The organism is Bradyrhizobium sp. HKCCYLS2038 (genome assembly GCF_051167655.1).
GTDB lineage: Bacteria > Pseudomonadota > Alphaproteobacteria > Rhizobiales > Xanthobacteraceae > Bradyrhizobium.
Genome location: NZ_JBNPTM010000002.1, coordinates 555,506 through 577,697 on the forward strand (window position 1 = coordinate 555,506; position 22,192 = coordinate 577,697).

Sequence of the window (22,192 nt, forward strand, 5' to 3'; positions counted from 1 at the left end):
AAGGCTTGGGGCGCAAGCGCAAGTTGAAATAATCTTGGCTGTCCCTCATGTTCATCGTACGATTGCCTGAGTGGATGGTATTGAACTCCTTCAGTACGAACGCAGGGTAGATCTGACCAAGTTGCGGCGTCTACGCGATCAGCTTACAGAGTTCGAAACCGCAATTGAGGAATGGGAAGCAATACTGAGCGACCCCGGCGAAACGAATAAGCACCCTCAGGCAACACAGGTCCTTGACATCGCGAGGCGCGGCAAAGCCGTGGTACAGGAAGCTATCGAAGTTTGCCTGAGTGTCTTGAATCACAGAGACGAGAAGGAAGAGATACTCAAGCAGATCAATAAGCTTGCTGACTAGAACAGGAGTCCTGTTGTGGACGACGCCGCCGAATACGACATTAAGCTCGAAGAGGTCCAACTGGAAATAGACGACCTGCGCGACCGAATTCATTTCTACCAGCGTCAGAAAGAAGGGTTTCAGCTCATAAGAGAGCGCGGGGTCGATCCTAAGGAGGACGAGTACCTCCGGCTAAAGGAAAAGGATGCCGACGAGAGTATTCTCACTGACTCCATCAAGCTGGCGCGCCTCGAAGCCATCGCTAACGACTTAGGACAACAATTGCGTCAAGCGGTAAGCCTTAACCCAGAGGACGACACCCTCGCTCAGAAGCCCGAAAAGCCAAAAATAAAAAAGAAGCTAAGGCGATAGTTCGGCCATGCCTGAATGATCCGCGGGGCCCGCTCATCGGCCTTTGCGCTGTAGCAAGAATAGCACCAAATTCAGAACAGGCTTTTTATAGAACTATGAATGCTTGGAATGGCGCACTTATACATTGCTGCGCAACATAGGTGCGCGGCCGCCACAGCGGCCGGAAGGGGTGCGTTGCACCCCAAGAGAAGAAGAAAGGCATGGCGTCATATCATTTGTCCGCTCAACCGGTAAAGCGCTCGGAGGGGCGCTCGGTGGTGGCAATGGCGGCTTATCGTGCGGGGATGGTGTTGCACGATCATCGGCGTGGGACCGTGGCGGACTATAGTCGGCGACGCGGCGTGGTTCACGAGGAGATCCTCGTGCCTGAGGCAGCTGCCGAGTGGCTGAAGGATCGCGAGACCCTCTGGAATCATGTCGAAGCGATCGAGAAGCGCCACGACGCGCAGTTGGCACGTGAGATCAACGTGGCGTTGCCGCATGAGCTGGCGCCTGAGGAGCGCCTGGAGCTGGTGCGGTCGTTCGCGCGGAAGCAGTTTGTGTCCTTGGGAATGGTCGTGGATTTCGCCATCCACGCACCCGTGCCGGAGAAGGGGGATGATCCCCGTAACTTTCATGCCCACCTGCTCCTGACCTTGCGCCAAGCGACGGCGCTTGGGCTGCGGCGCGTCAAGACGCGGGAGTGGAACAGCGACGCCATGTTGTTGAAGTGGCGCGAGGCCTGGGCTCGCATGCAGAACGATGCCCTGCGGGAAAGGGGGCACAATGCGCGGGTTGATCACCGCAGCCTTGCCGGACAGAAAGCCTCCGCCCTCGCCCGCGGTGACCGGCGCGGGGCCCATGCGCTCGATCGCTTGCCGGAGGTGCACGTCGGACCCAAGGTTCGCAATGCTCAAGGGCGTGTTCCCGCCAGTCGGGACAAGTTTGTGGGGCCGACACGGCCCAAGGAATATGGGTCTCAGGCGCGCCGTAGCGTCCTTTACACGCGTTTTGACCAGGGCAGCCGGGCGCAGTTCAACGCGGGACGCCTGCGCCTGAATGCGGCCAGGCTGGAGCGGACGGCCAAGGCTGTCCAGTTGCGGATTGCGCGGCTGAGAGAGCGAAAGATTTATTACGCGAAGCGTATCCGCGAGTCCGAGCGGGTTGAGTATCGGGGCGAGGACCCTGCATCCGCATGGGAGCGTACCCTGCACGCCCGCAAGCGAGCGGCCACGGTCCAGCGGATGGTCGCGGAGCTCGATCGCCTGTTCTATCAGTTGATGGGTGTGCGGGAGAGCCAGTTGGTACGCTGTACGCTATGGGCCAACCGTCTCTACTTCTGGCGCCAGCGGCGGGAGTTGTCGCTGGGGCGGACCATGTGAGCGGTCACGCCATTGCGGGCCAAGTGTCGTAGGCATTCCACCAGCGGACGTGACGCCAGGCGCGGTAGTTGACCTTGCAGGCCAGCACCGGGAACCTAAGGATATCGCTGCGAAAGATCACCAACGAACAGCGGCCCGGCAGGCGCAGGACCTCGGCCGGGTCGAGCAGCCAGCGGCTGGTCTCCGACATACCCATCGAGTAACGCTCCTGCGGGTCGGTGCTGGAGCGCGAGGTGCCCTGGTTGCGGGCGAACAGGGTCGCCTGTCCGATCAGCTCGGAGACAAACCTTGCGGCCTCCAGGTCGGCGACGTTGAAGAACACCTTGCAGGTGGCATTGGCCAGGAACGAGCCCCAGCGGCGGTAGAGTTCGCGCAGCTGGCTCATGTCCTGGAAGACGAGAAGGGGGGTGCAGTAGGCCCGCAGGTACCCTACCCCGCGTTCCAGCGGCTCGAGGCTGCCGAGTGCGGCGGCTTCATCGAGGAGCAGCAGGACCTTGCGTTTGGGTCTGGGCAGGTTCTTGGCGCGGGTCAGCGCATTGATGACGCAGCCGACCATGACCCGCAGGAAGCTCGCATAGACCGAGAGCTTTTCCTCGTCGACCACGAGATAGAGGGTGGTCACTTGGGTGATCAACTCCGAGAGCTGGAACGTGGAGGTGCGGCTGATCTCTCCGGCCGGGCTGGCCGCTGACCAGACCCTGGTCGCCTTCTCGACGTTCGAGAGGACGCTGCGGTACTCCTCGCTGCCTTCCATCGCCAGGAAGCTGCCTGCCAGCTCGCAGGCGGCGGAGGTGCCCTCCACCGCAATGGTGTGCAACAGCGCCTTGAGCGACTCGGGCTGGAGGGTTGAGAGTGTGCGGAGTTGCGCCATGGTCCGCAGTTCAGGCTCCAGGCGCACCACGTACATGATGAGGCAGGCGAGCAGGCCTTCGGCCTTGCTGTCCCAGTGCGACTCCTTGCCGTCCGGGATGACCATCAGCCGCGCAAGTGCTTCGGCATCATCCTTCTCGTCGAACCCACCAACACGGATCATGTCGAGCGGGTTGAAATGGTCCGAGGCGTACGGGTCGCTGGTGTTGAGTATGCGGACTGCGCCGAACGACAGGCGGCGCCGTCGCGTGATCGCGCTGTTCTCCCCCTTAATGTCGGTGCAGACCACCGAACCCCGATAATCGAGGAGGTTGGGAATGACCACTCCGACGCCCTTGCCCGCGCCCATAGGAGCGAACACGGTGATCATCCCGTCCCTGTTGAAGCGCAAAAAAGAACGGCCGATACGGCCGACGATTGGTCCCTGTCCGCGTCGTACGCCCGACCAGAACATCTCCCAGCAGTTGGCAAACCGGGCGGAGCCGAGCGCACCGCCGGGGTTGAGGCCGCCCCAGCGTCTCAGTAATCTGACTGCGCGGTACAGCAGGACGAGGATGAATACGAGAACGCGCACCGCAAGACGCGTTGCGAACCACAACAATCTGACGAGCCCCCACAGCATCCTCATGCGTGCGAGGGTGAGCCGCCAGTACAGTTTGGCCAAGCTTGGCAGTAGCCGATTGTCGGACACCCCTGTGTCGATACTGCCACGGTTAAGCGTGGCGAATCTCATCAGGGCCGATTATATCGGATTGATAATTTAAAGAGATTTTGGAGGACGTTCACTTATGGGAAGACTCATCACACATGTCGGCTTTTGCAATGTCTTCGTCCACGGGAACGGCGAGCGATACGTCCATGGGCGGATTCACCGCTCGATCACAGCTGCTGAAAAAGCCGCCAGCGAGTCCTCGGATACACTTCTCGTGGTCGGACAGATCGAATGGAAAGAGCCGGAGAATACGGCGATCGGTCGGAGGTCCAAGGCTTAAGCGACGCCGCCTAGTAGTGCGTTAAAGCACTGCTACCCGAGTGCGTGGTCTAAGTGCCGTGTTCGATTGGTCAGTCTATCTACCTCGCTCTCCCGACATCCTGGTCAGAAGCGACGGGAAGGCTTAGCATTTTGCAATGCAAACATATGAATCTGGAGTGTGAACGCCATGCGGAAGAAGGCGTGGACTTTTGACCCGAGTCGGCTGCTGCCTGGCGACATCGTACTCGAACGCGGAAGCGGCTGGCGCAGTAAGGGTATCGCCTGGGCAGATTGGGGGAATTACAGCCATGCACTGCTCTGGCTCGGAAACACGGATTTCATTGAGGCCGTGGGCGATGGTGTCCGGGTGATCAGCTTTGCACGCGTCGTCATCCGCAAGCCTAATCGATGGCGGCTCCTGCGGCTAGTCGAAGATCCCGATGCGGCCGCTAAGGCAGCTGCTTTCGCCCGGAATATGTCTCACAGGAAGTACGACCTGAAGGGTGCTCTCCAGACCAAAGCCGGAGGGAGGCGAACACCCGATCCCACGAAGCTGTTCTGCTCTCAGCTTGTCGCGGCAGCCTATGCGCAGGCCGGGATATCAATCGTAGATGGGCTCAGTGCTCAGCAGGTAACCCCGGCGGCTTTGGAACACTCCACTAAACTGAAGATTATTGACTTGCCCCTGCAGGAGGTGGACCCGGAGAACGCGGCGCCTCTGGACCGCGATAAGGGCTACAAAACAACCATGATGCAGCAGGAGATGCACGCATCCCAGGCGGCCTTTGAAGCGGTCAGCAGTGAACTCGGAAAACTCACAGACCCCAAGAATCCCGACATTCCTTTTCCGCCTGGTGACCTTTACGGACTTTTTGCGGTGCTCGCTCACCAGAAGGAAACTTTCGGGATTGAGGACACGATATTGGCGGTCCTCAAGGAGCACGACTACTTCGACTTGGGCACTGCTCAGGCCGTCGGCGCGCATCTAGAAATGCGATCGGCGGTCGAGAGACTTCGCGCAAGTGGTGCTAATTTAGAACATCGCGCTACTACTCTTGATGGGATCCGGGCCACGGCCGCTTCGTTCGAGCCTACTCTGCTCCGCTATCGGCAAAACGCCGCTATGTTCCAAGATATCTATGCAGCCCGCAAACATCCGCTCTGGCTGCAGCTTTCTGTCATGTACCGCAAGTACGCGATGGGGATCGAGTCTATTCGGGAGATCGCAGCAGGCGCTGAAGTAAGCGACTCGGTGCAATTCGGCAGTACTGGGTCGGAAAGTAGCGGCTAGTTGGCAAAAACCAACGTAATCCAACTCGCGGCCACATGCAGGTTTGCCTGTTCGGCTAAATTACTTCTTCGGTACGTCCCCCTTACTTTCTGAAAAGAAGACGTTGCGCTCCTCTTCCGTGTGCAGGCTGTGGTTTGCAATGTGGCTGTGCGCGACCGGAATGTGGTCCGAGAACAGTTGATAGGGCAACTCATCGAAGTTGATCTCGGCGATCACAGCTGAGAAGTCCTTAGCGTAGCTTTCCTTCAAAACCTTCATGTTTGTCGAAGGGAAGCTATCCTTGAACCTGTCATTAAACGGCGGCCTGAAATACCGGATGAAAGCCGCCTCGAAGAGGCTCACGCGCTCTTTCTCATCCGTACCGAACAGCTTATCAAGGCCAGCCTCGATGCGCTTGGCTCCTTGGCTTTTATCTTCAGCCCTCGGGTTGAAGAAAGTTATGACGCGCGTGCGCCGGTACCACCTCGAAGAGGAGCAGTTCAAGGCGATAACCGTCTGGCACGCCCTGCAACGAAATCTTTTGCAGAGTCTCGTGCTTGCGGAGACGATCCAATGCGTTGCGCGAACCTTCGGAGCCGTAAGCCTGTCCGATGTACTGGACATCAAAATGCATGGGTGCGTCCGTGAGGGCGAGCCTCCGTGACACCTCCTCGTCGGCGGGGAAGCTTCGCGTGCCGTTCTCTCCCAGCACATACCAGATGTCACCTTCTGTCTTCAGATCGAAACCGTCCGGCAGTTCCCAGTCAAGATCGTACGTCTTGCCAGCCATCCCCATCGAAATGATCAAGGTCCTACCGGTCTGTTTGGCGTCCAGCAGGTGTACTTTTGGAACCAGGCCGACGAAGTAGATGTGGCACCGCTCGATAACCGGCATAAACGGCTTGAGCGCTTCTTCGTCATAGATTGCGTGGGCGGGCAGCAAGGAAAAGCTGTCCGCATAGAGGTTGAGGGCGTGTTCGACGTCGAATTTCTTGTTCTTGAACATGGGACTTTCTCTGCATCCGATCGCTACCACAATAGCACAGGGTGTGGCGTTTCACTTGGGGAGCGAAGAAGCAGTCAGCGACAGGAGCCTGAAGCCTCTTTTCTAGATGATGACACGTTGCGCTAACGGGCTCTACTCGCGGTGCTTCCCAAGCCGCTGCGCGTCTTGGCCATTTGGTGACAATCCCTCGCGGTAGGCATAAGGAGCCCTTCGGCCGGGGCGCTCGGTCCCGTCTCCCGCCTGGCGGCGGCGCTATGCTGAGACTCCTGCGGGCGCCCTATAAGATCGGCCTCAGGGCTGCACTCGGTCCCGCGCCCGGCTATGCCGCCGCTATGCTGGCGCTCCTGCGGGTGCGTTTTTCCTAGAGGTGAAGGGGTGCACCGCGCCCGCCCCGCGTCAAGGGTCGAGACGAGCGGCAGAGCCGCCCTTGACGCGGGTCGGTCCCGGCGCAGGGGGCTGGCCATTGCCAATGCCGAGGTCTCGGCATTGGCGCCGGAGGCTTCGCCTCGGGGAAGCGCCCTACTCCAGTTCTTCGGTCGTGATGTCGCGTGCCGCGTGGAGGATGCGGACGACTTCGATGGCGTTGGTGGTGGGAATGTAGAAGAGGATGTAGTTGCCGACCGGAAAGCTGCGGATGTCGCGGCCGAGTTCGGGGCGTTCACGTCCGGCGAGCGGGTTGTCGGCAAGGGTGCGGATTGCGCGGTCGAAGCGGTGGAGAAGTGCGTTGGCTGCCGTCTCGTTGTCGGCTGCGATGTATTGCCAGATCTCCAGCGCGTCTTCCCGTGCCTGCGGGCGAAGCAGGCGGCTACTTTGCATGCGACGCCTTCCGGCGCTTCGCCTCGGCGATCAGCTCTTCCACATCCCAGGCTTCGGCGGTGCCGCTGCCGAGTCCTTCCTGGATGGAGGCCCGGAGGGCTTCGAGCTTGGCCTTGCGGCGCTCTTCCTTCTCTTCGATCAGCCGCAGGCCCTCGCGCATCACCTCGCTGGCGGTCGAATAGCGGCCGCTGTCCACTAAGTCCTTGATGAAATCCTCGTAGTGTTTGCCGACGGTGTAGCTGCTGGCCATTGGGGCGACTCCTTTAGCACATTATAGCATTTTATGCTATATCGCTCAAGCAGTTCCAGACACCCTCCTGGTGGCGGCGAATACTAGATAAAACAATGATCTAGCGGGGACGCATGCCTCCACCTCAGGCACTCCCTCTAAGGTGGAGTGCTCCTGAAAAGCGCAGAATTCCACATCAACCGCTGAAACTTGGCGACAAAACCGTTGGCACGACTCTGCCCGTCTTGCATCTTGTGCGTGCAGGCCTGCGGTCGCCCCCCCCTAGCTCGATCCACTAGGGAAAAGGATAGACCGCAACGAGACTCGAAAGCCGAAAAAACAGGACAATTGTCTGTCCCGGTTCGAGTCCGGGCGACGGCACCACATTCTAAAGAAGCTCACGACATGAATTTCAAGCAATACGTCGAGGAAAAGCGCAGCCTATACGAAGCTTTTGCTGCGACAATCAAGACGATCATTGAGGTGGTCCTTGACAGCAACCCTTCTGTCGTCAGACCTCAACAAATTCAAACAAGAGCCAAGTCCATCACATCGTTGGCACGTAAACTCAAGGAGCGTGCCTTAGAACGAAGTCGATCGATCGAGAAGGAACTGAAGGACCTCGCAGGAGCACGTTTGATCTTCTACACAAATTCGGATGAGCGCAGCTTCCTCAACTCCCGGATTATACAGGACAACTTTCACGTCGACTACGATGCTTCAAAGGTTCACCACCCTGTTGGTACGCCGGCGGATGTAAACGAGCAGTACCGCGGCCTTCACTACGTCATCTCACTCAAAGACGACCGCTTGAAGCTACCAGAGTATTCTCGGTTTGCAGGACTTCGTTGTGAAATTCAGATTCAAACAATTCTGAACCATGCATGGTCGGAGACTGCACACGATATCCTCTACCATCGCCCTGATGGCGCAGCTGGTTTCGGGACCCGACAGTACAACCGCATCCACAAACGGATGGCGGAAATCATGCAGAAGCACCTGGTGCCTGCGGGACATGAATTTGAAAAGGTACATCACGATTTCCAGCGGCTTATGTCAGGGAAGTCCCTTTTTGATCGAGGGGTAGTTCAGGTCATCCAAGGCGCCGCCGATAATATCGAGCGTTGTGAAGTCATTGAAAGTATTCGGAAGGACGTTCTTCCCCAATGCGACGACGTGATTTCAATCGCGAGCGACCTGCGAAACGCTCTGCTCGAAGTAGTAGAGCTTTCTAGAACGACGGAAACTAAGCCAATCGAGTATGGTTCTGGCTTCGGTTATTTCCCTGGAAAATCTGCAGAGGATGTCGTCGAATCCGCGCTAAAGATCATTACAGATCTCCGCTTTGTCGACGTGCCTGCGACATTCTCAGTACTTAAGGCTCTTTTTCGCGGCGCGATTTCCGATGTCGAACGCGAGCACATTCTCGAAGCTGTAAGAAAGCTGACCGAGTATCACTTGGGTGCATTACGCCAGATCGGTCCGGCAATTCAGTCCGGCCTGATTGCTGACATAGTCAAGATGGCAGAGGCCGAGCGTAAACAGTATGAGCCACTCGTCCGGTGTGTTTGCGAAAATGTGCTGAAGTCAGAGGTTCGAGGCGTTTCTTCAGAAACCTACGATACCGTATCGTTGCACACAGGGGCGATTAACGGCAGTGAGTTGCTGGCGGAAATCAGGCAGAAGTCGCTCGACATTCTCTTAAGCCTCTACGCCAATTCATCTAACCTCAAGGAAAAGAGACAGGATTATCATGCAGCGTCAGCTGCGATGGACCTGCCAAACGCGGCGCAGTACGGTGACGCTCTCTGGCTACTAGTCATCCGAGACACCAAACGGATTCTTGAATTCTTCACGAAGCAGGGCCCAGTGCCTCCCTACGACATCTTACAAGACATGGAAAAGCATTGCTTTCGTGCCTTTCAGAACGCGCAGGGAGCCAAGAATATCAAACCTGTGAATGAGAAAATCGTATCCGCATACGACAACCTTCTTCCCGTGATTGCTGAGTTTCGAAGAACCATAAACAAACACGAGATCTACAATAAGTATAAGACCTTTGTGGGCTTCGACGCTGTATTCGCAGAAGACCTGGAAGACGAGGAACACAATTGGCGCCGCAGGAATGATCTCCGTGAGGCGCGCATGGCGCACTATCTAACAGAGGTTACTCAAGCGACATCCGCGGACTGGCTCAGGTTGGTCCTTGAACTCTCCAAGGAACCGGACTCCAGCCAACACCTCGGCGCGTTTTTGGATAAGATAGGCGCTGTTCATGCTGCAATTGCAATGGAGTGGTTACAGGAGGCGGCCTTGCCGACCCATTTGCGTGCCTCCCTTTTATTCGGAGCCCTCAAAAGCAGCGAACGCGATGCCACGATTAGAATCGGAGAGGCATGGATTGCCAAGGGCATCTACTTGGCGCCTCTGGCGCGAGTGGTGCACTACGGAAGCGATTCTCCGGACGAATGGCTCCCCTCGCTGTTCCTCACCGCACTTGCGGCTGCAGATTTGGATGCTGTTGAAGAGCTTATACCTAGCTTTATGAGGCGGGCAGCGGGGTTGGATGCTGCGCTCACAGATACGTTCTTTCTACCCGCGGTTCACCTACTTGCAAAAAGCAGACGCTGGTATTGGCTCATGCAAATCTATCACGGGGAAGAGCAGAAATTCCTTGAAGGCCTCACACTGGAACAGGCGGAGCGACTCCTTGAGGATTTTGTCGGCGTACGGCGCATTGATTACCATGAAGAGGCCTTCCTCACGCCAATCGCCAAAACCTACCCCTTAGCCTTACTCAACATGTTCAGGAAGAGAAGCGAACATAAAGATGAGGGAGAAACATCGTATGACGCGATTCCGTTTTCTTTGCATGAGCTACCCACCGCTTTAGCCGGGACGGATCCCAAGGTTATAATTCACACGATTCAGGCTTGGTACGCGGCAGATAGTAAGTTGTTCGAGTACAAGGGCGGACGGCTGCTGGCTCTAATATTTCCTTCGTTTTCAGAGGCTTTTGGGAAATCCCTTCAAACTTTGGTCAAACGCGACCCCGCTGCCATAGATTTCATAATGTCAGTTCTTCAGAACTACGAAGGTGAACCTGCGCTTCACGAGACCTTTAAGGTCATTGTTAATCTGCTCCCAGAGAAGGATGAACAATTGCTCGGCATCGAAAGGGCTTTGGAATCTACAGGAGTGGTGAGCGGAGAGTTTGGCTTTGTAGAGGCCTATCAGGGAAAGCGCTTATTGATGGAGCCTTGGCTAAAGGATAAGCGCCCTCGCGTTCGCAAGTTCGCAGAGCGGTATATTCGAAGCCTTGATCGGTCAATCGCAGCTGAGCAACGGCGAGCAGAATCGGATTTGCAGTTGAGAAAGCACAACTTTGATCCTGATGCCGACTAGAGCAGTGAGGTGAAACATTGAGATTCAAATACTTCGCCTACGGCTCGAACATGTGCAGCGGAAGACTGCGCGATCGCGTGCCCTGCGAATTCGTCAGCATTGCAAAGTTGGCAGGTTACCAACTCCGTTTCCGCAAAAGAAGTAAGGATCAGTCATCGAAGTGTGACATCGCCTATACGGGTGAAGAAGCCCATTTCGTTTGGGGCGTGGTCTACGACATCCCTGTCTCGAAGAAAGTCGATCTCGATGGGTTTGAAGGGCTTGGGAGTGGATATGACGACTTGGAGGTATCTGTCATTCTTTCGAATGGTGACCAGTTGACGGTCCAGACCTACGTAGCTGATCCTCAGGCTATAAGAGAGGGGCTTGTGCCCTACTCCTGGTACAAGGCCTATGTGCAGGCCGGTGCGACCGAGTATGGATTACCTGAGCAATACATTGCGGAGTCGATCACACCTGTGGCCACCGCCGAAGACCCGAACAGAAAGCGCCATGCCGAGGAGACCGCGAAGCTCCGGGCTTGGGAAGCTGCAATAATCCGTTGAATGCAATGAAATTTGCCCTTGCAACCGGTGAACGTGTCGAAGCCTTCGCTGGCGGACGCGGAGTATGCCCCTCTTGTCGGGGTGAGGTTATCGCAAAGTGCGGCACCCACAGAGTCCCGCACTGGGCGCATCGCGGCATTCGGGACTGCGACTCCTGGGCGGAGCCGGAAACCGAGTGGCATCGCGCATGGAAGAACCAATTCCCGGCCGAATACCAAGAATGCGTCCAGCACGACGAAACAGGAGAGCGGCACATCGCGGATGTCCGCACCAACCATGGCCTTGTGCTTGAATTTCAGCACTCACACCTCGATCCGCAAGAACGAGCTGCACGCGAACGGTTCTACAAGAACATGCTGTGGATCGTGGATGGCACTCGCCTTCAACGGGACTATCCGCGTTTTCTCAAGGGTAGAGACAGGTTCACGTCCGCAGGCAAACCAGGGTATTTTCTACTGCCACACCCTGACGAGTACCTTCCCAAGATGTGGCTGGATAGCTTGGTACCAGTCATCTTTGATTTTCGGGGAAACGGCACGGGCGATTCCTCCGACCCGTACAGGAACGTCCTCTGGTGCCTGTTCCCGGGACGCGCAGAAGGGTTTGCTGTTGTTGTTGGCATGCGGCCCGAAGACTTCGTGGGGGCGGCCTCCACCCGGCTTCAGTTGATTGAGGTGAAGGAGACCCTCGCTAATATTTCTCAGGTTCTTCGAGAGCTTGGAGACCAACAATACAGGAAATGGCTGGCCCCGCAGCGAATGGCCAACCGCCTCCGCCATCGTTGATCAAGGATATGTGGCTTATTGCCGCCTAAGCTCTCCAAGACCCGGCCTTGCAAAGGTGGCGTTAAGGAGCTTTCCCTACTCTGCCGAATCAGGGCAACAGGTCTCGGCATTGCGTTCCTGCGAACGACGCTACCAACGATCAGGTCCCAGTGGGCGTCTGGTCAAGCCGTCTGCCAATCCCTTCAGCTCAAATCGCGAATTGGCCGCCCTCCTGTATGCAGGAACGCGGAAAATCAGCCATTTTTAGCACGGGAAATAGCACACAAAGTTTGAGCAACCTATTTTCCTTATGTTTCAAAGGCATTTAGCACTGGACAAGAGGACTTAAAATCCCTCGACGGCAACGTCATGTGGGTTCGAGTCCCACCGTCCGCACCAGGCTCGTGAGCCCGTCTCGGGCCCCTCTCCTTTCACCATCGCCTCCCGCGAGCCCATCATGACGCAAAGCAGTCATCGCTCACCAGAGGGCGTTGCCACCAGCCGACATCGTGCCAGCGATCGAATTTGAAGCCGACCTCGCGGTAGATGCCGAGCGGCGCAAAGCCGACGGACTCGTGGAGTGCGATGCTTGCCGGGTTCGGCAGCGCGATGCCGGCAAAAGCCATGTGATAGCCGCGCCGCTGGAGCTCGGGCAGCAGCTCCGAGTAAAGAGCCCGACCGACACCCCTACCTCGCGCTTGCGCGGCAATATAGACCGTGGTGTCGACGGAATGCCGGTAAGCTGCGCGCTCGCGGTGAGCGCTTGCGTAGACGTAACCGCAAACACCGCTGCCATCGACCGCGACAAGATACGGATGAGTCCGCGAAGTCGATGTAATGCGCTCGGCCATCTCTGCAACGGAGGGAGGCACGTATTCGAACGAGATTGCGGTGTTCTCAACGATCGGCGCGTAGATCTGCTGGATCGCCTCGGCGTCCGTGACATCGGCAGGTCGAATATCAATCCGCACCAGAACTTCCCCTTTTGCGCGTTCATTGGCGAATGATGGCGCAGAACTGCCGGCGCCGCCACGGTCACGTTCATGGCCTCGTTCCTTGTCGCCTGTCGGCCCGCTCGGAGTCTCCAAGCGGCTCGAGCGATCCAGATCTAAAGGCGTCGGCGCGCCGTTCTTACGTGGACGTCATCCCACATCGAGCTGGAGGCGAAACGTGGATGCATCTCTTTCCATTGCACTCATCACCGGCGCCGGGCGCGCCACCGGCATCGGCTTCGAGGCGGCGCGGCAGCTGGGCCAGCGCGGCTATCACATCGTGCTGACCGCGCGCAAAGTTGCCGACGCGCAGGCGCGGGCGGATGAACTGAGCGCGGCGGGAGTGAGTGCGGAAGGTCACGGCATGGACATCACCGAGCCCGACGCGGCGGCGAAGCTGGCGGCGCTGCTGGACGAGAGGTTTGGCCGGCTCGACGTGCTGATCAACAATGCCGCCACGCTCGGCAGCTATGACGAGACCGCGTCGACCGCCGATCTCGGCGAAGTCCGCGCCAATTTCGAGAGCACGCTGTTCGGGGCGTGGTCCGTCGCCCAGATCTTCCTGCCGCTGTTGCGCAACAGCGCGCATGGCCGCCTCGTCAACGTTTCCAGTGGCGCCGGATCGCATGGCGACCCTGAGTTCGGGCTTGCCACGTCGGCGCCGATGCCGGCCTCCTACGGCGTTGCCAAGGCTGCGCTCAATGCGCTGACGGTGAAGCTCGCCCGGGAGAACCCCGGGCTCCGCATCAACGCGGTCTGTCCCGGCTTCACCGCGACCTTCGAGGGTGGCGCGGCGATGGGCGCGCGCCCCGTCGCCGACGGGGCCGCCAGCGTGGTCTGGGCCGCGCTGCTCGGCGATGACGGCCCGACCGGCGGCTTCTTCCGGGACGGCCGGCCGCTCGGCTGGTAGGCGCGCGCCTACGCCGCCTGCGCGCGCGCCACGAGCTGATCCATCGTGGTCGCCTGGAAGCTCGGACGCGCTTCCAGCCGTTCGATCCAGGCGACGAGATTGGGATGAGCGGCCGTCAGCGTCGCCCATTCCGGCGTCAGCGCCAGGAAGCTCGCCTGCGGCGCGGCCTGCAGGTCCGCGAGCGACAACTGATCGCCGGCCATGAACGGCTGCTCGCCGAGCAGCTGCGACAGCTCCGCGACTACCGTTCTCGCCTGCGGCATCGCCCGCTCGATCACCGCCTCGTCGGGAGTCGTGCCGAAAAACTGCGGACCGACGATCCGTTGGAAGACGATGACGTTGCACACGCCCTGAAACAGGTACCAGTCGCTGATGTTCATCACCTGATCCATGCGCGCTGCCCGCTTCACGTCGTCAGGCGTCAACAGCGGTTCGGGCAGAAGACGATCGAGGTAGCGCACGATCGCCTGCGTCTCGTAGAGCATGAAGCCCTCGTGCTCGAGCGCCGGCACGCGCCCGAAGGGATGCCGCGCGAGATGTGCCGGGTTCTTCGCCTCTCCCGGCGCCATGGCGGCAAGACGATACGACGCGCCCTTCTCCTCCAGCGCAATCAGCACGCTGCGGCCGAACGGGCTTCCCGGCACGGAATGAACGACGAACTCGGACATCACGATCTCCTCCTCTGGTGACGACTTCACGACGCGGTGCTGCCTTGCGCCTCGGCCACGAAGCGCTGCAGCAGGCCGGGCCAGCCGCCGTCGACGTCCCGGCGCATCGACGCGCCCGCCTTGCCGCCCATCGTCTCGAACTTGTGGTGCAGCAGCTCGACGCGGGTCGCCGCGTCGCCATCCGCGAAGAAGCGCACGTCGACCTCCGAACGCATCGTCGCGTCCGGCTGCCACTGTGCATTCACCTGCCACAGCAGGACGAAGCGATGCGGAGGCTCCCAAACGACGATGGTCGCGACCGGGGTTTCCGTGCCATCCTCGGCGATCTCGAACCAGCGCCCGCCGAGCCTGGGCTCCAACAGCACCGTCTTGATCGGCTTGCGGCCGACCCCGTGCGTGTGCGGCCACCACTGCGTCAGACCGCTGGTGAAGACCGCGAACGCATGATCGATCGGCACCCGGACATGAACCTGCTTCCGGACCGGCGCGATCACCACGGGCTCACTCATCGGTTTTCCTCTTCATCTGCCGGTGCGAACGCTCCACCTCGATCTTGAAGGCGAGCAGCGCGTCGTCCCAGAAGCTGTCCAGCCAGTCGCGCAGCTCGACCAGACCCTCGGGGCGTAGCGAGTAGATGCGGCGGACGCCTTCGCTGCGTTCCTCGACCAGGCCGGCGTCCTTCAGCACCTTGAGATGCTGCGACACCGCTGGGCGCGAGACCGGCAGGCCGGCCGCGATCGCATTCACCGGCCGCGGGCCGCCGCGCAGGCGCTCGAACACCTGCCGCCTCGTGGGGTCTGCGAGCACTGCTAAAGCTTCTTGGTAAGCCATAACTTACCGTAAGTCATGGCTTACACAATCGTCAAGCGGTATTCGCGACGGGTTTTGCGCCAGTTTCCGAAGGGCTGACCAACCATCAGTTGCAGCCCGAAACCATTTGGTAACCAAAACGCAAGCAAGTTGAATCGGGAACCGACGTTGGAACCCGTCGCGGCATCGTGGTCGCCGTGCTTGGCTTGAGAGGACAGATGCTGGGATTCCGTAGCCGCAAAACCCATGAACCGCAGGCCGCTCCCCAGTTCGACACCGCGGCGCATGACGCATTTCAGGAGGCGCTTGCGCGCTGTCTCACGGACTGGGCCGACGGCAAGCTCGATCGTGATGTCGCGGACGTCAATGCAGCGGCGCTGCGCGCGCCGGTCAAGCCCGAGCTCATCGCGGCCATCCATCGCCTCGGCACCACGCTGGCGGCGCGCGCGTCCACAGAGCTCGATGCGGTCGTCGACCTCTGCATCAACAGCAACGAAGCCTCGATCAGCGCGGCGCGCCTGATCGGCGCCTCCAACAATCAGTCCGAACGCTGCCAGAGCCTCGCCTCCGCCTCGGTGCAAATGCAGGCCTCGGTCCAGACCATCAGCGCAACGTCGACCGCGGCGGCAAGCGAGGCCGCGGCAACCCGCCAGGCGGTCGAGACCAGCGTGACGGCGGTGCGGCGTACGCTGCAGACCATGAACGGCATTGCGAGCTCGGTGCGTGACACCTCGGCCAAGATCACCGACCTCAGCGCGGCTTCGGCGGAGATCGGATCGATCGTCAGCACCATCGACGCCATCGCCAACCAGACCAACCTGCTGGCGCTGAATGCGACCATCGAGGCGGCGCGCGCCGGCGAGTTCGGCAAGGGCTTCGCCGTCGTTGCGTCCGAGGTGAAGAGCTTGTCGCAGCAGACCACGAAGGCGACCGAGGACATCAAGGGCCGCATCGAGCGGCTGCAGGGCGAGATGAACGGCATCGTCGAGGCGATGGCCGGCGGCGCCAAGGCCGTCGAGGTCGGCATGTCCGAGATGACCGATCTGGCCCAGACCATCGACCAGGCGGGAACACGCACGACCGTGGTCAGCGCCAAGATGGACGAGATTTCAAGCATCCTCGCCGAGCAGACCGCAGCGACCGACGAGGTGGCGCAGGGCATCACGATCATCGCCGACCTGGCGATGGCCAACGCGAACGAAGTGATGTCGCTGGCCGACACGATGAGCCGGACGGATTCGAAGGTCGGCAAGATGCTGGCCGAGGTTTCCAAGCTCTCGCTCGACAACCAGGTGATCCGGCTGGCCAAGGCCGATCATGTCATCTGGAAGAAGCGGCTGGTCGACATGTCCGTGGGCAGGCTGCAGCTGAAAGCCGACGAGCTCAGCGACCACCACACCTGCCGGCTCGGCAAATGGTACTACGGCGAGGCCGGCCAGCGCTTCGCCGGCGATTCCGCATTCCGCCGCCTCGAACGGCCTCACGAGGCCGTGCACCGCCACGGCAAGGAAGCAGCGCGTCTGTTCAGCTCCGGCCGCATCGAAGAGGCGCTGAACGAGATCGGCAAGGTCGAGATCGCCTCCACCGAGGTGCTGGCGGCGCTCGACGAGATCGGGCACTAAGCGCGCAATGCGCCCGGACCGCTCCGTTCACCAGCGGTAACTCGCAACGCTCTTGCCGGTGTAAGAGCGGGTCACGGCGGAAAACTCGCCCTCGAACGTCGTGGCGAGTGCGACGCCCTTCCGCCAGTTCATTTCGGCAGACACTGTCGTCAGTGCCGCATCACGCGCCCCTGCCGCGCCGTTCACCACGAAGCCTGCGTCGGGCAAGGCCTGGAAGCTGGCCGAAGCGGCGGTGTAGGGAGTGAAGTCGCGCGCCCAGGCGGCGCGACCACGCAAGGTGAGCAGCGCATCGCTCACCGCGAAAGACGCATCGCTGCGCACGCCGAGTTCGGTCCGCGGCGCCGCCATGGTTTTCGCGAGATAGGACAGTGCGAAGGTGTTGCCGCCGGCGGTCACGGTTTCGGCGTAGGCGGGAAGGCGCGTGGTCGTCACCTGTGCGGCGGCGTAGGGCGTCAGGCCGATGGCTTCGAACCAGGGTGTCGCAAAGCGGCTGCCGCCTTCGAGACGGCCCGCGAAACTGCTGGCGCTGAAGTGAGCACGCATCTGGTCGATGCCCGAGATGGTGAGCGTGCGATCCGTCGTGACGTCATGCCAGCCATAGGCTGCGGCCGCGCTGACATAGGCCGAGCCTGTCGTATGGTTGACGTATGCGCCGGCCTGGAAGATGTCGCTGCGTCCGCTGCCGCCCGCGGCGACACTGAAACTGGTGCCCCCGCCCGCCAGCGCAAAGCCGGCGACTGTCGACGGGGACAGCCAATGATCGGCCCCCGCCGCGCCGCCAAACATGCGGCTGCTGGCGGCGCTGGATCCGACCACCGCATTGCCGTCGGTGGTCTGGCCACCGCCGAAGCCAGCGGCCCAAGTTCGCCAGCGCGCTTCGAACCGCTCTGCATGCGGCACAGACCTGGCAGCAGATCTGGCAACAGATCTGGCACTTGGGCCGAAGGGTTGCCCCACCGTGCCGCGGAGCGGAACGCTGGCATAGGCGTTCGCGAGATCGGTCTCATCGGCCGCCCCCATTGCCGTCGTTTGGTCGCGGCTGCGGCCGGCGGTGGCAACATCGGTCATCGCGATCGTGAACTGCGTGATCGCGCGCACCATGGTCGGCCGCACCGCGGTTGCAATCTCGCCGGAGGCTTGTGTCAGCGTCGGCGCGGTCATCCCGCCATAGACCAGCGGAATGCCGCCATGGCTGTCGAAGGAATTGGTCAGCGCGTTGGCGACGTTGGTCTGATTGATGGTGAGGCCAGTCTTGGCCGGTGGCATGAAGGCCAGCGCCAGATCGAGATAGGCATTTTTGGTGTCGTAGCTCAGGGACTTGAATCCCGACGGCAGATTGCTGTTCACGACCGCCCCGAACGTGCCGCTGATTCCGCCACTGGCATTAACGATGGTGTACCGCTTGGCGACGTAGCTTCCGGCCGCAAACGACGCATTCACCGTGGCGCCCGCCAGTGTCGCCGCTCCGGTCACATTGACGCGGTCGGCGCTTGCCGGCGATATCTCAAGCATGTAGGACGCCGCCGTGGTGAAGGACAGACTGCCGTTCACGGTCAGCACGCCGATGGAATTGCCGGGAGCGAGCTTGCCGCCATTGATGGTGGTGTTGCCGACCATGCCGTTGCCGCCAAGCGTGCCGCCAGCATTCACCGTGACAGCCGAACTGGCGATCGAGCCGTTCACAGACAGTGTTCCGCCATTGACGATGGTGGATCCCGTGTAGGTGCTGGCCGCGCTCAGGATCGTCTTGCCGGCCTCAACGCGCACCGTTCGTGTGCCTGCGCCGCTACCGGTGATGACGGGGGCGAAAGTGTAGTTCGTGCCGGAATGGTTGAACACGATCTCGCCATTGCCGCTGCCCAGGTTGACCGAAGCCGCGCTGAGCGTTCCTGGCGCTGTGGCCGCCTGACCCACGGCTGCACCGATATTCAGCTCACCGCTCGAGCCGGGCTGGTAGGCGATGAACATGGTCGACGCAGAAACGCTGCCGCCGTTGCTGATGGTCAACGCTCCGCTGCCGCCATAGCCGACGTGGAGATCCGCGCTATTGGTCCAGGTCGAGCCGGTCCCATCCACCGTCACAATGCCGGTCGAGCCGGCCTGGAGGGCGAGCGAGCCGAAAACGTTGCTCACCGTTGCGCCGTTGAGGATGATCACCGTGCCGCTGCCTTGGCTACCGACGCCGAGACTGCCGCTGCTGATCCAGTGCGAGCCGGTGCCGTCTATGGTCGCGCTGCCGACTGCGCCTGATGCGACGCCAAGATAGCTGCCGCCGCCAATGCTCACGCCACCGCCGTTCAGGATCGCCAGCGTTGCGCCGCCGCCGCTGCCGAAATACAGATCGCCGGCAGTCGTCCAGCGCGAGCCAGCGCCACTCACCGTCACGGCGCCAGTCGAGCCTGGATTGAGGGCGGCGAAACCCGTACCGCTGGTTACGGTACCGCCGTTTTGGATGTTCAGAGATCCGTTGCCGGCTGAGCCGATATACAACTCCGACCGATTGGTCCACGTCGACCCGGCGCCGGCCACCGTCACGACGCCGGTCGCGCCGCTATCATAGCCGACAAAGCCGTATTCATTGCTCACTGCGCCGCCATTGCGGATGGCCAGCGTGCCGTTCCCGCTGGAGCCGACGAGCAAATCGGAGGTGTTGATCCAGGTCGAATGGGCACCATCCACAGTCGCAACGCCGGTCGCACCATTGTCGACGCCGACATAACCGTAGTCGTTGTTCACGGCGCCGCCATTGCGAATGATCAGCGTGCCATTGCCGGCGCTCCCGACAAGCAAATCGACGCTGTTGGCCCAGCTTGAACCCGCGCCATCCACTGTCGCGGTGCCAATCGAGCCCGCATTGTCGCCGATGATGCCGAGGGTATTGCTGAGGCTGCCACCGTTCTGGAGCATCAACGCGCCGGTTGCGGACACGCCGATCCTCACATCGGCCGCCTTCGCGCCGGGCGCCCCGACCAACGTCGGGTCGGGTGTGATGGTGTCGATCCTCGTGCTGGCCGTGTTGTCCGGAACGATGCCCGTCCAGTTGCCGACGTTGAACCAGTCGGTCGACACCAGGCCTGTCCAGTCCACGGCAAGGACAGGCGTCGTCTGCGCTAGCACCGCCCCAAGGACAATAGATGTTGCCGCCAGCCCATAGCCGCAATCCGATCTGAAGAATCGCGCCATCTGGTGTATGCGCTCCGCTGATGGAACGCGAATCTAAGGCAACTCGATCTAATCAAGAGTTAACTATACGTTACAACTTTGGCGCGTGGTTACACGGATGAGTGGCACAGCGTTTGATGATTGGTGCTCTTCGCTGCAGGCGTTTGCCAGGGCGCGGGCCAGTCGTGCGGTGGGCTGGGCAATGCAGCGGCAGTGTGCCCATCATCGATCGGCGAACTCATCAGGGCGTAGCCCCGATGAGCGCAGCGACATCCCGGGTCTCACGCACCGTGACCCGCATGTCGCTTACGCTCCTGCGGGCTACACGCTGCTTGCTCTCGGCTACTCGCTCTTCTCGACGTTCCAGAACACCGGGACCGCCTGCCCTTCCAGCACGCCGCTGATCGATTTGCGCCAGGCGCTCGGCGCGAACCATTGCCCGAGCGGGACATAGATCACCTGCTCATAGACCTCCTGCTGGATGTCGGCTGCGATCTTCTTCTGATCGGCGGCGCTGGTGGCGCGGGCGAAGGCATCCCGCAGCTCTTCCATCTTCGGGTCGTTGGGCCAGCCGAATGGGCTCTTCTGACCGCGCGCACCGACGAAGGTGCTGCCGATCGGATTGCCGGAATCGGCGATCACCGAATTGGTGAAGAACATGTTCCAGCCGCCCTCCTTCGGCGGCTTCTGGCTGGCGCGCCGCGTCACCACGGTCTGCCAGTCGGTGGTCTGCAGATCGACCTTGAAGCCGGCAGCGCGCAGCAGCTGCGCCGCGACCACCGGCTGAGCCTTCAAGGTGATCGCATCGCCGGGCGCCAGGATCACCACCGGCGTGCCGTCATAGCCGGCCTCGGCGAGCAGCTTCTTGGCCTGCTCGACCCCGTTTCCCTTCACCAGCGTCTCCGAGCCCACGTCGCTTTCCAGCGGCGTGCCACAGCCGAACACGGCGCCGCAGACGCGATAGAATTTCGGATTGCCGACCAGCGCGTCGAGCACGTCCTTCTGATTGAGCGCCAGGAACGCGGCGCGACGCAGCTTCACATTGTCGAATGGCGGAAACAGGAAGTTCATGCGGCCGAGCGTCTGGTAGCCGAACTTGTTGAGCACGTTCATGGTGAGATCGGGATTGGCAGCCAGCACGGGCTCCAGATCCATCGGCGGAAATTCCATGAAGTCGATGTCACCGGCCTGCAGCGCGTTGACCGCGGTCTGTGCGTCCGGCATCGAGATCCACTCCACCCGGTCGACCTTCACCACCTTGCCGCCCGCGGTCCAGCTCGGCGGTTCCTTGCGCGGCACGTAGTCGGTGTTCTTCTCGTAGACCGCCTTCACACCGGGCTGGAACTCCGCCTTCACGAACTTGAAGGGACCCGAGCCGATCTGCTCGGAGATCTGCTGGTTTGCCGGTGTCTCGGCGAGCCGCTTCGGCATCATGAACGGCACGTAGGAAGACGGCTTGCCGATCGACTCCAGGACGAGACCGTAGGGCTCCTTCAGCTTCAGCGTGATCGTCTTGGGGTCGGTCGCCTCCAGCGAGGCGGTCGCCTCGATCAGCTTCTGGCCCATGCTGTCGTTCGTGCTCCAGCGCTTGAGCGACGCGACACAATCCTCCGCCGTCACAGCAGTGCCGTCATGCCATTTCAATCCATCGCGCAGCGTGAAAGTATAGGTGAGCTTGTCGTCGGAGACCTTCCACTGCGCCATCTGCGGCTGCACCTGGAAATTGGCGTCGGTGCCCAGCAGCGTGTCATAGACCATGTAGCCGTGGTCGCGCGTGATGTAGGCCGGCGTGAACACCGGATCGATCACGCGCAGATCGGAATGCATCACCGCCGTGATCGTCTTCTTGCCGGCGGCGAGCGCTGCGGGCGCAAGGACCGCTGACGACACCGCCATGACCGAGGCGACGAGCCAGGAGACGAGCGCGGAGGACGGTCGGCGCTGACAATGTGACATGCGATCTCTCTTGTCGTGATGCTTTCGAAAAACCCGGCGCTAGCGCGAGCGAGACTTGCAGCAGTTCCCATGCGCGTCAATCGCTTTGCTCGCAATCCCGCGCTGCCTGTCGCGCGCGACCTGAGCG

General features: G+C 60.6%; 20 protein-coding genes. 9 read left to right on the top strand and 11 right to left on the bottom strand.

What is annotated here, in order from left to right; all coding sequences use genetic code 11:
* Window positions 1-70 precede the first annotated feature (70 nt).
* The 3 genes from ACQR1I_RS11715 (at window position 71) to mobQ (ending at window position 2,067) form a co-directional block, all read left to right on the top strand.
* Window positions 71-355, top strand: a complete 285-nt coding sequence (locus tag ACQR1I_RS11715; RefSeq protein ID WP_434864743.1) for a hypothetical protein — start codon at window positions 71-73, stop codon at window positions 353-355.
* Between the two features lie 15 nt (window positions 356-370).
* On the top strand, window positions 371-706 hold the full coding sequence (locus ACQR1I_RS11720; RefSeq protein WP_434864744.1) for a hypothetical protein: 336 nt from the start codon (window positions 371-373) through the stop codon (window positions 704-706).
* A gap of 200 nt (window positions 707-906) precedes the next feature.
* The gene (mobQ, locus tag ACQR1I_RS11725; protein WP_434864745.1) at window positions 907-2,067 is read left to right on the top strand and encodes a MobQ family relaxase; all 1,161 of its coding nucleotides are present in this window, start codon (window positions 907-909) and stop codon (window positions 2,065-2,067) included.
* 4 nt (window positions 2,068-2,071) lie between these two features.
* Here mobQ and ACQR1I_RS11730 read toward each other — a convergent pair whose 3' ends face one another.
* Entirely contained in the window at window positions 2,072-3,601 is a 1,530-nt protein-coding gene (locus ACQR1I_RS11730; protein WP_434864746.1) for a type IV secretory system conjugative DNA transfer family protein, read from the bottom strand.
* Between the two features lie 496 nt (window positions 3,602-4,097).
* Between ACQR1I_RS11730 and ACQR1I_RS11735 the strand changes: the two genes are divergently transcribed.
* Window positions 4,098-5,201 carry a hypothetical protein gene (locus ACQR1I_RS11735; protein ID WP_434864747.1) on the top strand — a complete coding sequence of 368 codons (1,104 nt, stop codon included), beginning with the start codon at window positions 4,098-4,100 and terminating at the stop codon, window positions 5,199-5,201.
* 60 nt (window positions 5,202-5,261) lie between these two features.
* Here ACQR1I_RS11735 and ACQR1I_RS11740 read toward each other — a convergent pair whose 3' ends face one another.
* From ACQR1I_RS11740 to ACQR1I_RS11755, 4 genes are all read right to left on the bottom strand, one after another.
* The gene (locus ACQR1I_RS11740; protein WP_434864748.1) at window positions 5,262-5,543 is read right to left on the bottom strand and encodes a hypothetical protein; all 282 of its coding nucleotides are present in this window, start codon (window positions 5,541-5,543) and stop codon (window positions 5,262-5,264) included.
* A 73-nt stretch (window positions 5,544-5,616) separates the two neighbouring features.
* Window positions 5,617-6,186, bottom strand: coding sequence for a hypothetical protein (locus ACQR1I_RS11745; protein ID WP_434864749.1), 570 nt, complete (start codon window positions 6,184-6,186; stop codon window positions 5,617-5,619).
* Window positions 6,187-6,705: 519 nt separating this feature from the next.
* Complete coding sequence (locus tag ACQR1I_RS11750) at window positions 6,706-7,002, bottom strand: type II toxin-antitoxin system RelE/ParE family toxin (RefSeq protein WP_434864750.1); 297 nt, start codon at window positions 7,000-7,002, stop codon at window positions 6,706-6,708.
* Entirely contained in the window at window positions 6,992-7,252 is a 261-nt protein-coding gene (locus ACQR1I_RS11755; protein WP_434864751.1) for a type II toxin-antitoxin system ParD family antitoxin, read from the bottom strand. The genes ACQR1I_RS11750 and ACQR1I_RS11755 overlap by 11 nt, the downstream gene beginning before the upstream one ends.
* A 384-nt stretch (window positions 7,253-7,636) precedes the next feature.
* Between ACQR1I_RS11755 and ACQR1I_RS11760 the strand changes: the two genes are divergently transcribed.
* Genes ACQR1I_RS11760 through ACQR1I_RS11770 form a run of 3 tightly spaced genes read left to right on the top strand, consistent with a single transcriptional unit; the run spans window position 7,637 to window position 11,966 of the window.
* A complete protein-coding gene (locus ACQR1I_RS11760; RefSeq protein WP_434864752.1) occupies window positions 7,637-10,636 on the top strand; it encodes a hypothetical protein in 3,000 nt (999 codons plus the stop codon).
* Between the two features lie 17 nt (window positions 10,637-10,653).
* Window positions 10,654-11,181, top strand: a complete 528-nt coding sequence (locus tag ACQR1I_RS11765) for a gamma-glutamylcyclotransferase family protein (RefSeq protein WP_434864753.1) — start codon at window positions 10,654-10,656, stop codon at window positions 11,179-11,181.
* Between the two features lie 5 nt (window positions 11,182-11,186).
* Complete coding sequence (locus tag ACQR1I_RS11770) at window positions 11,187-11,966, top strand: competence protein CoiA (protein WP_434864754.1); 780 nt, start codon at window positions 11,187-11,189, stop codon at window positions 11,964-11,966.
* Window positions 11,967-12,400: 434 nt separating this feature from the next.
* On the opposite strand, the gene ACQR1I_RS11775 is transcribed toward ACQR1I_RS11770, so the two are convergent.
* Complete coding sequence (locus ACQR1I_RS11775) at window positions 12,401-13,033, bottom strand: arsinothricin resistance N-acetyltransferase ArsN1 family B (RefSeq protein ID WP_434864755.1); 633 nt, start codon at window positions 13,031-13,033, stop codon at window positions 12,401-12,403.
* 82 nt (window positions 13,034-13,115) lie between these two features.
* Between ACQR1I_RS11775 and ACQR1I_RS11780 the strand changes: the two genes are divergently transcribed.
* On the top strand, window positions 13,116-13,847 hold the full coding sequence (locus ACQR1I_RS11780) for an SDR family NAD(P)-dependent oxidoreductase (RefSeq protein WP_434864756.1): 732 nt from the start codon (window positions 13,116-13,118) through the stop codon (window positions 13,845-13,847).
* 8 nt (window positions 13,848-13,855) lie between these two features.
* On the opposite strand, the gene ACQR1I_RS11785 is transcribed toward ACQR1I_RS11780, so the two are convergent.
* Genes ACQR1I_RS11785 through ACQR1I_RS11795 form a run of 3 tightly spaced genes read right to left on the bottom strand, consistent with a single transcriptional unit; the run spans window position 13,856 to window position 15,346 of the window.
* Window positions 13,856-14,515: a glutathione S-transferase family protein gene (locus tag ACQR1I_RS11785; RefSeq protein WP_434864757.1), complete on the bottom strand. Its 660-nt coding sequence runs from the start codon at window positions 14,513-14,515 to the stop codon at window positions 13,856-13,858.
* Between the two features lie 26 nt (window positions 14,516-14,541).
* A complete protein-coding gene (locus tag ACQR1I_RS11790) occupies window positions 14,542-15,024 on the bottom strand; it encodes an SRPBCC family protein (protein ID WP_434864758.1) in 483 nt (160 codons plus the stop codon).
* Window positions 15,017-15,346 (bottom strand): ArsR/SmtB family transcription factor, encoded by a 330-nt coding sequence (locus ACQR1I_RS11795; RefSeq protein WP_434864759.1) that lies wholly within the window; start codon window positions 15,344-15,346, stop codon window positions 15,017-15,019. Before ACQR1I_RS11795 ends, ACQR1I_RS11790 begins: the two co-directional genes overlap by 8 nt.
* A 197-nt stretch (window positions 15,347-15,543) precedes the next feature.
* Here ACQR1I_RS11795 and ACQR1I_RS11800 point away from each other — a divergent pair, with 197 nt between their 5' ends.
* Entirely contained in the window at window positions 15,544-16,947 is a 1,404-nt protein-coding gene (locus ACQR1I_RS11800; RefSeq protein ID WP_434864760.1) for a methyl-accepting chemotaxis protein, read from the top strand.
* Window positions 16,948-16,974: 27 nt separating this feature from the next.
* Here the strand turns inward: ACQR1I_RS11800 and ACQR1I_RS11805 are convergent, their stop codons facing one another.
* Both ACQR1I_RS11805 and ACQR1I_RS11810 read right to left on the bottom strand, forming a co-directional pair.
* Window positions 16,975-20,016 carry an autotransporter outer membrane beta-barrel domain-containing protein gene (locus ACQR1I_RS11805; protein WP_434888730.1) on the bottom strand — a complete coding sequence of 1,014 codons (3,042 nt, stop codon included), beginning with the start codon at window positions 20,014-20,016 and terminating at the stop codon, window positions 16,975-16,977.
* A gap of 435 nt (window positions 20,017-20,451) precedes the next feature.
* Window positions 20,452-22,065 carry an ABC transporter substrate-binding protein gene (locus ACQR1I_RS11810; RefSeq protein ID WP_434864762.1) on the bottom strand — a complete coding sequence of 538 codons (1,614 nt, stop codon included), beginning with the start codon at window positions 22,063-22,065 and terminating at the stop codon, window positions 20,452-20,454.
* Window positions 22,066-22,192 lie beyond the last annotated feature (127 nt).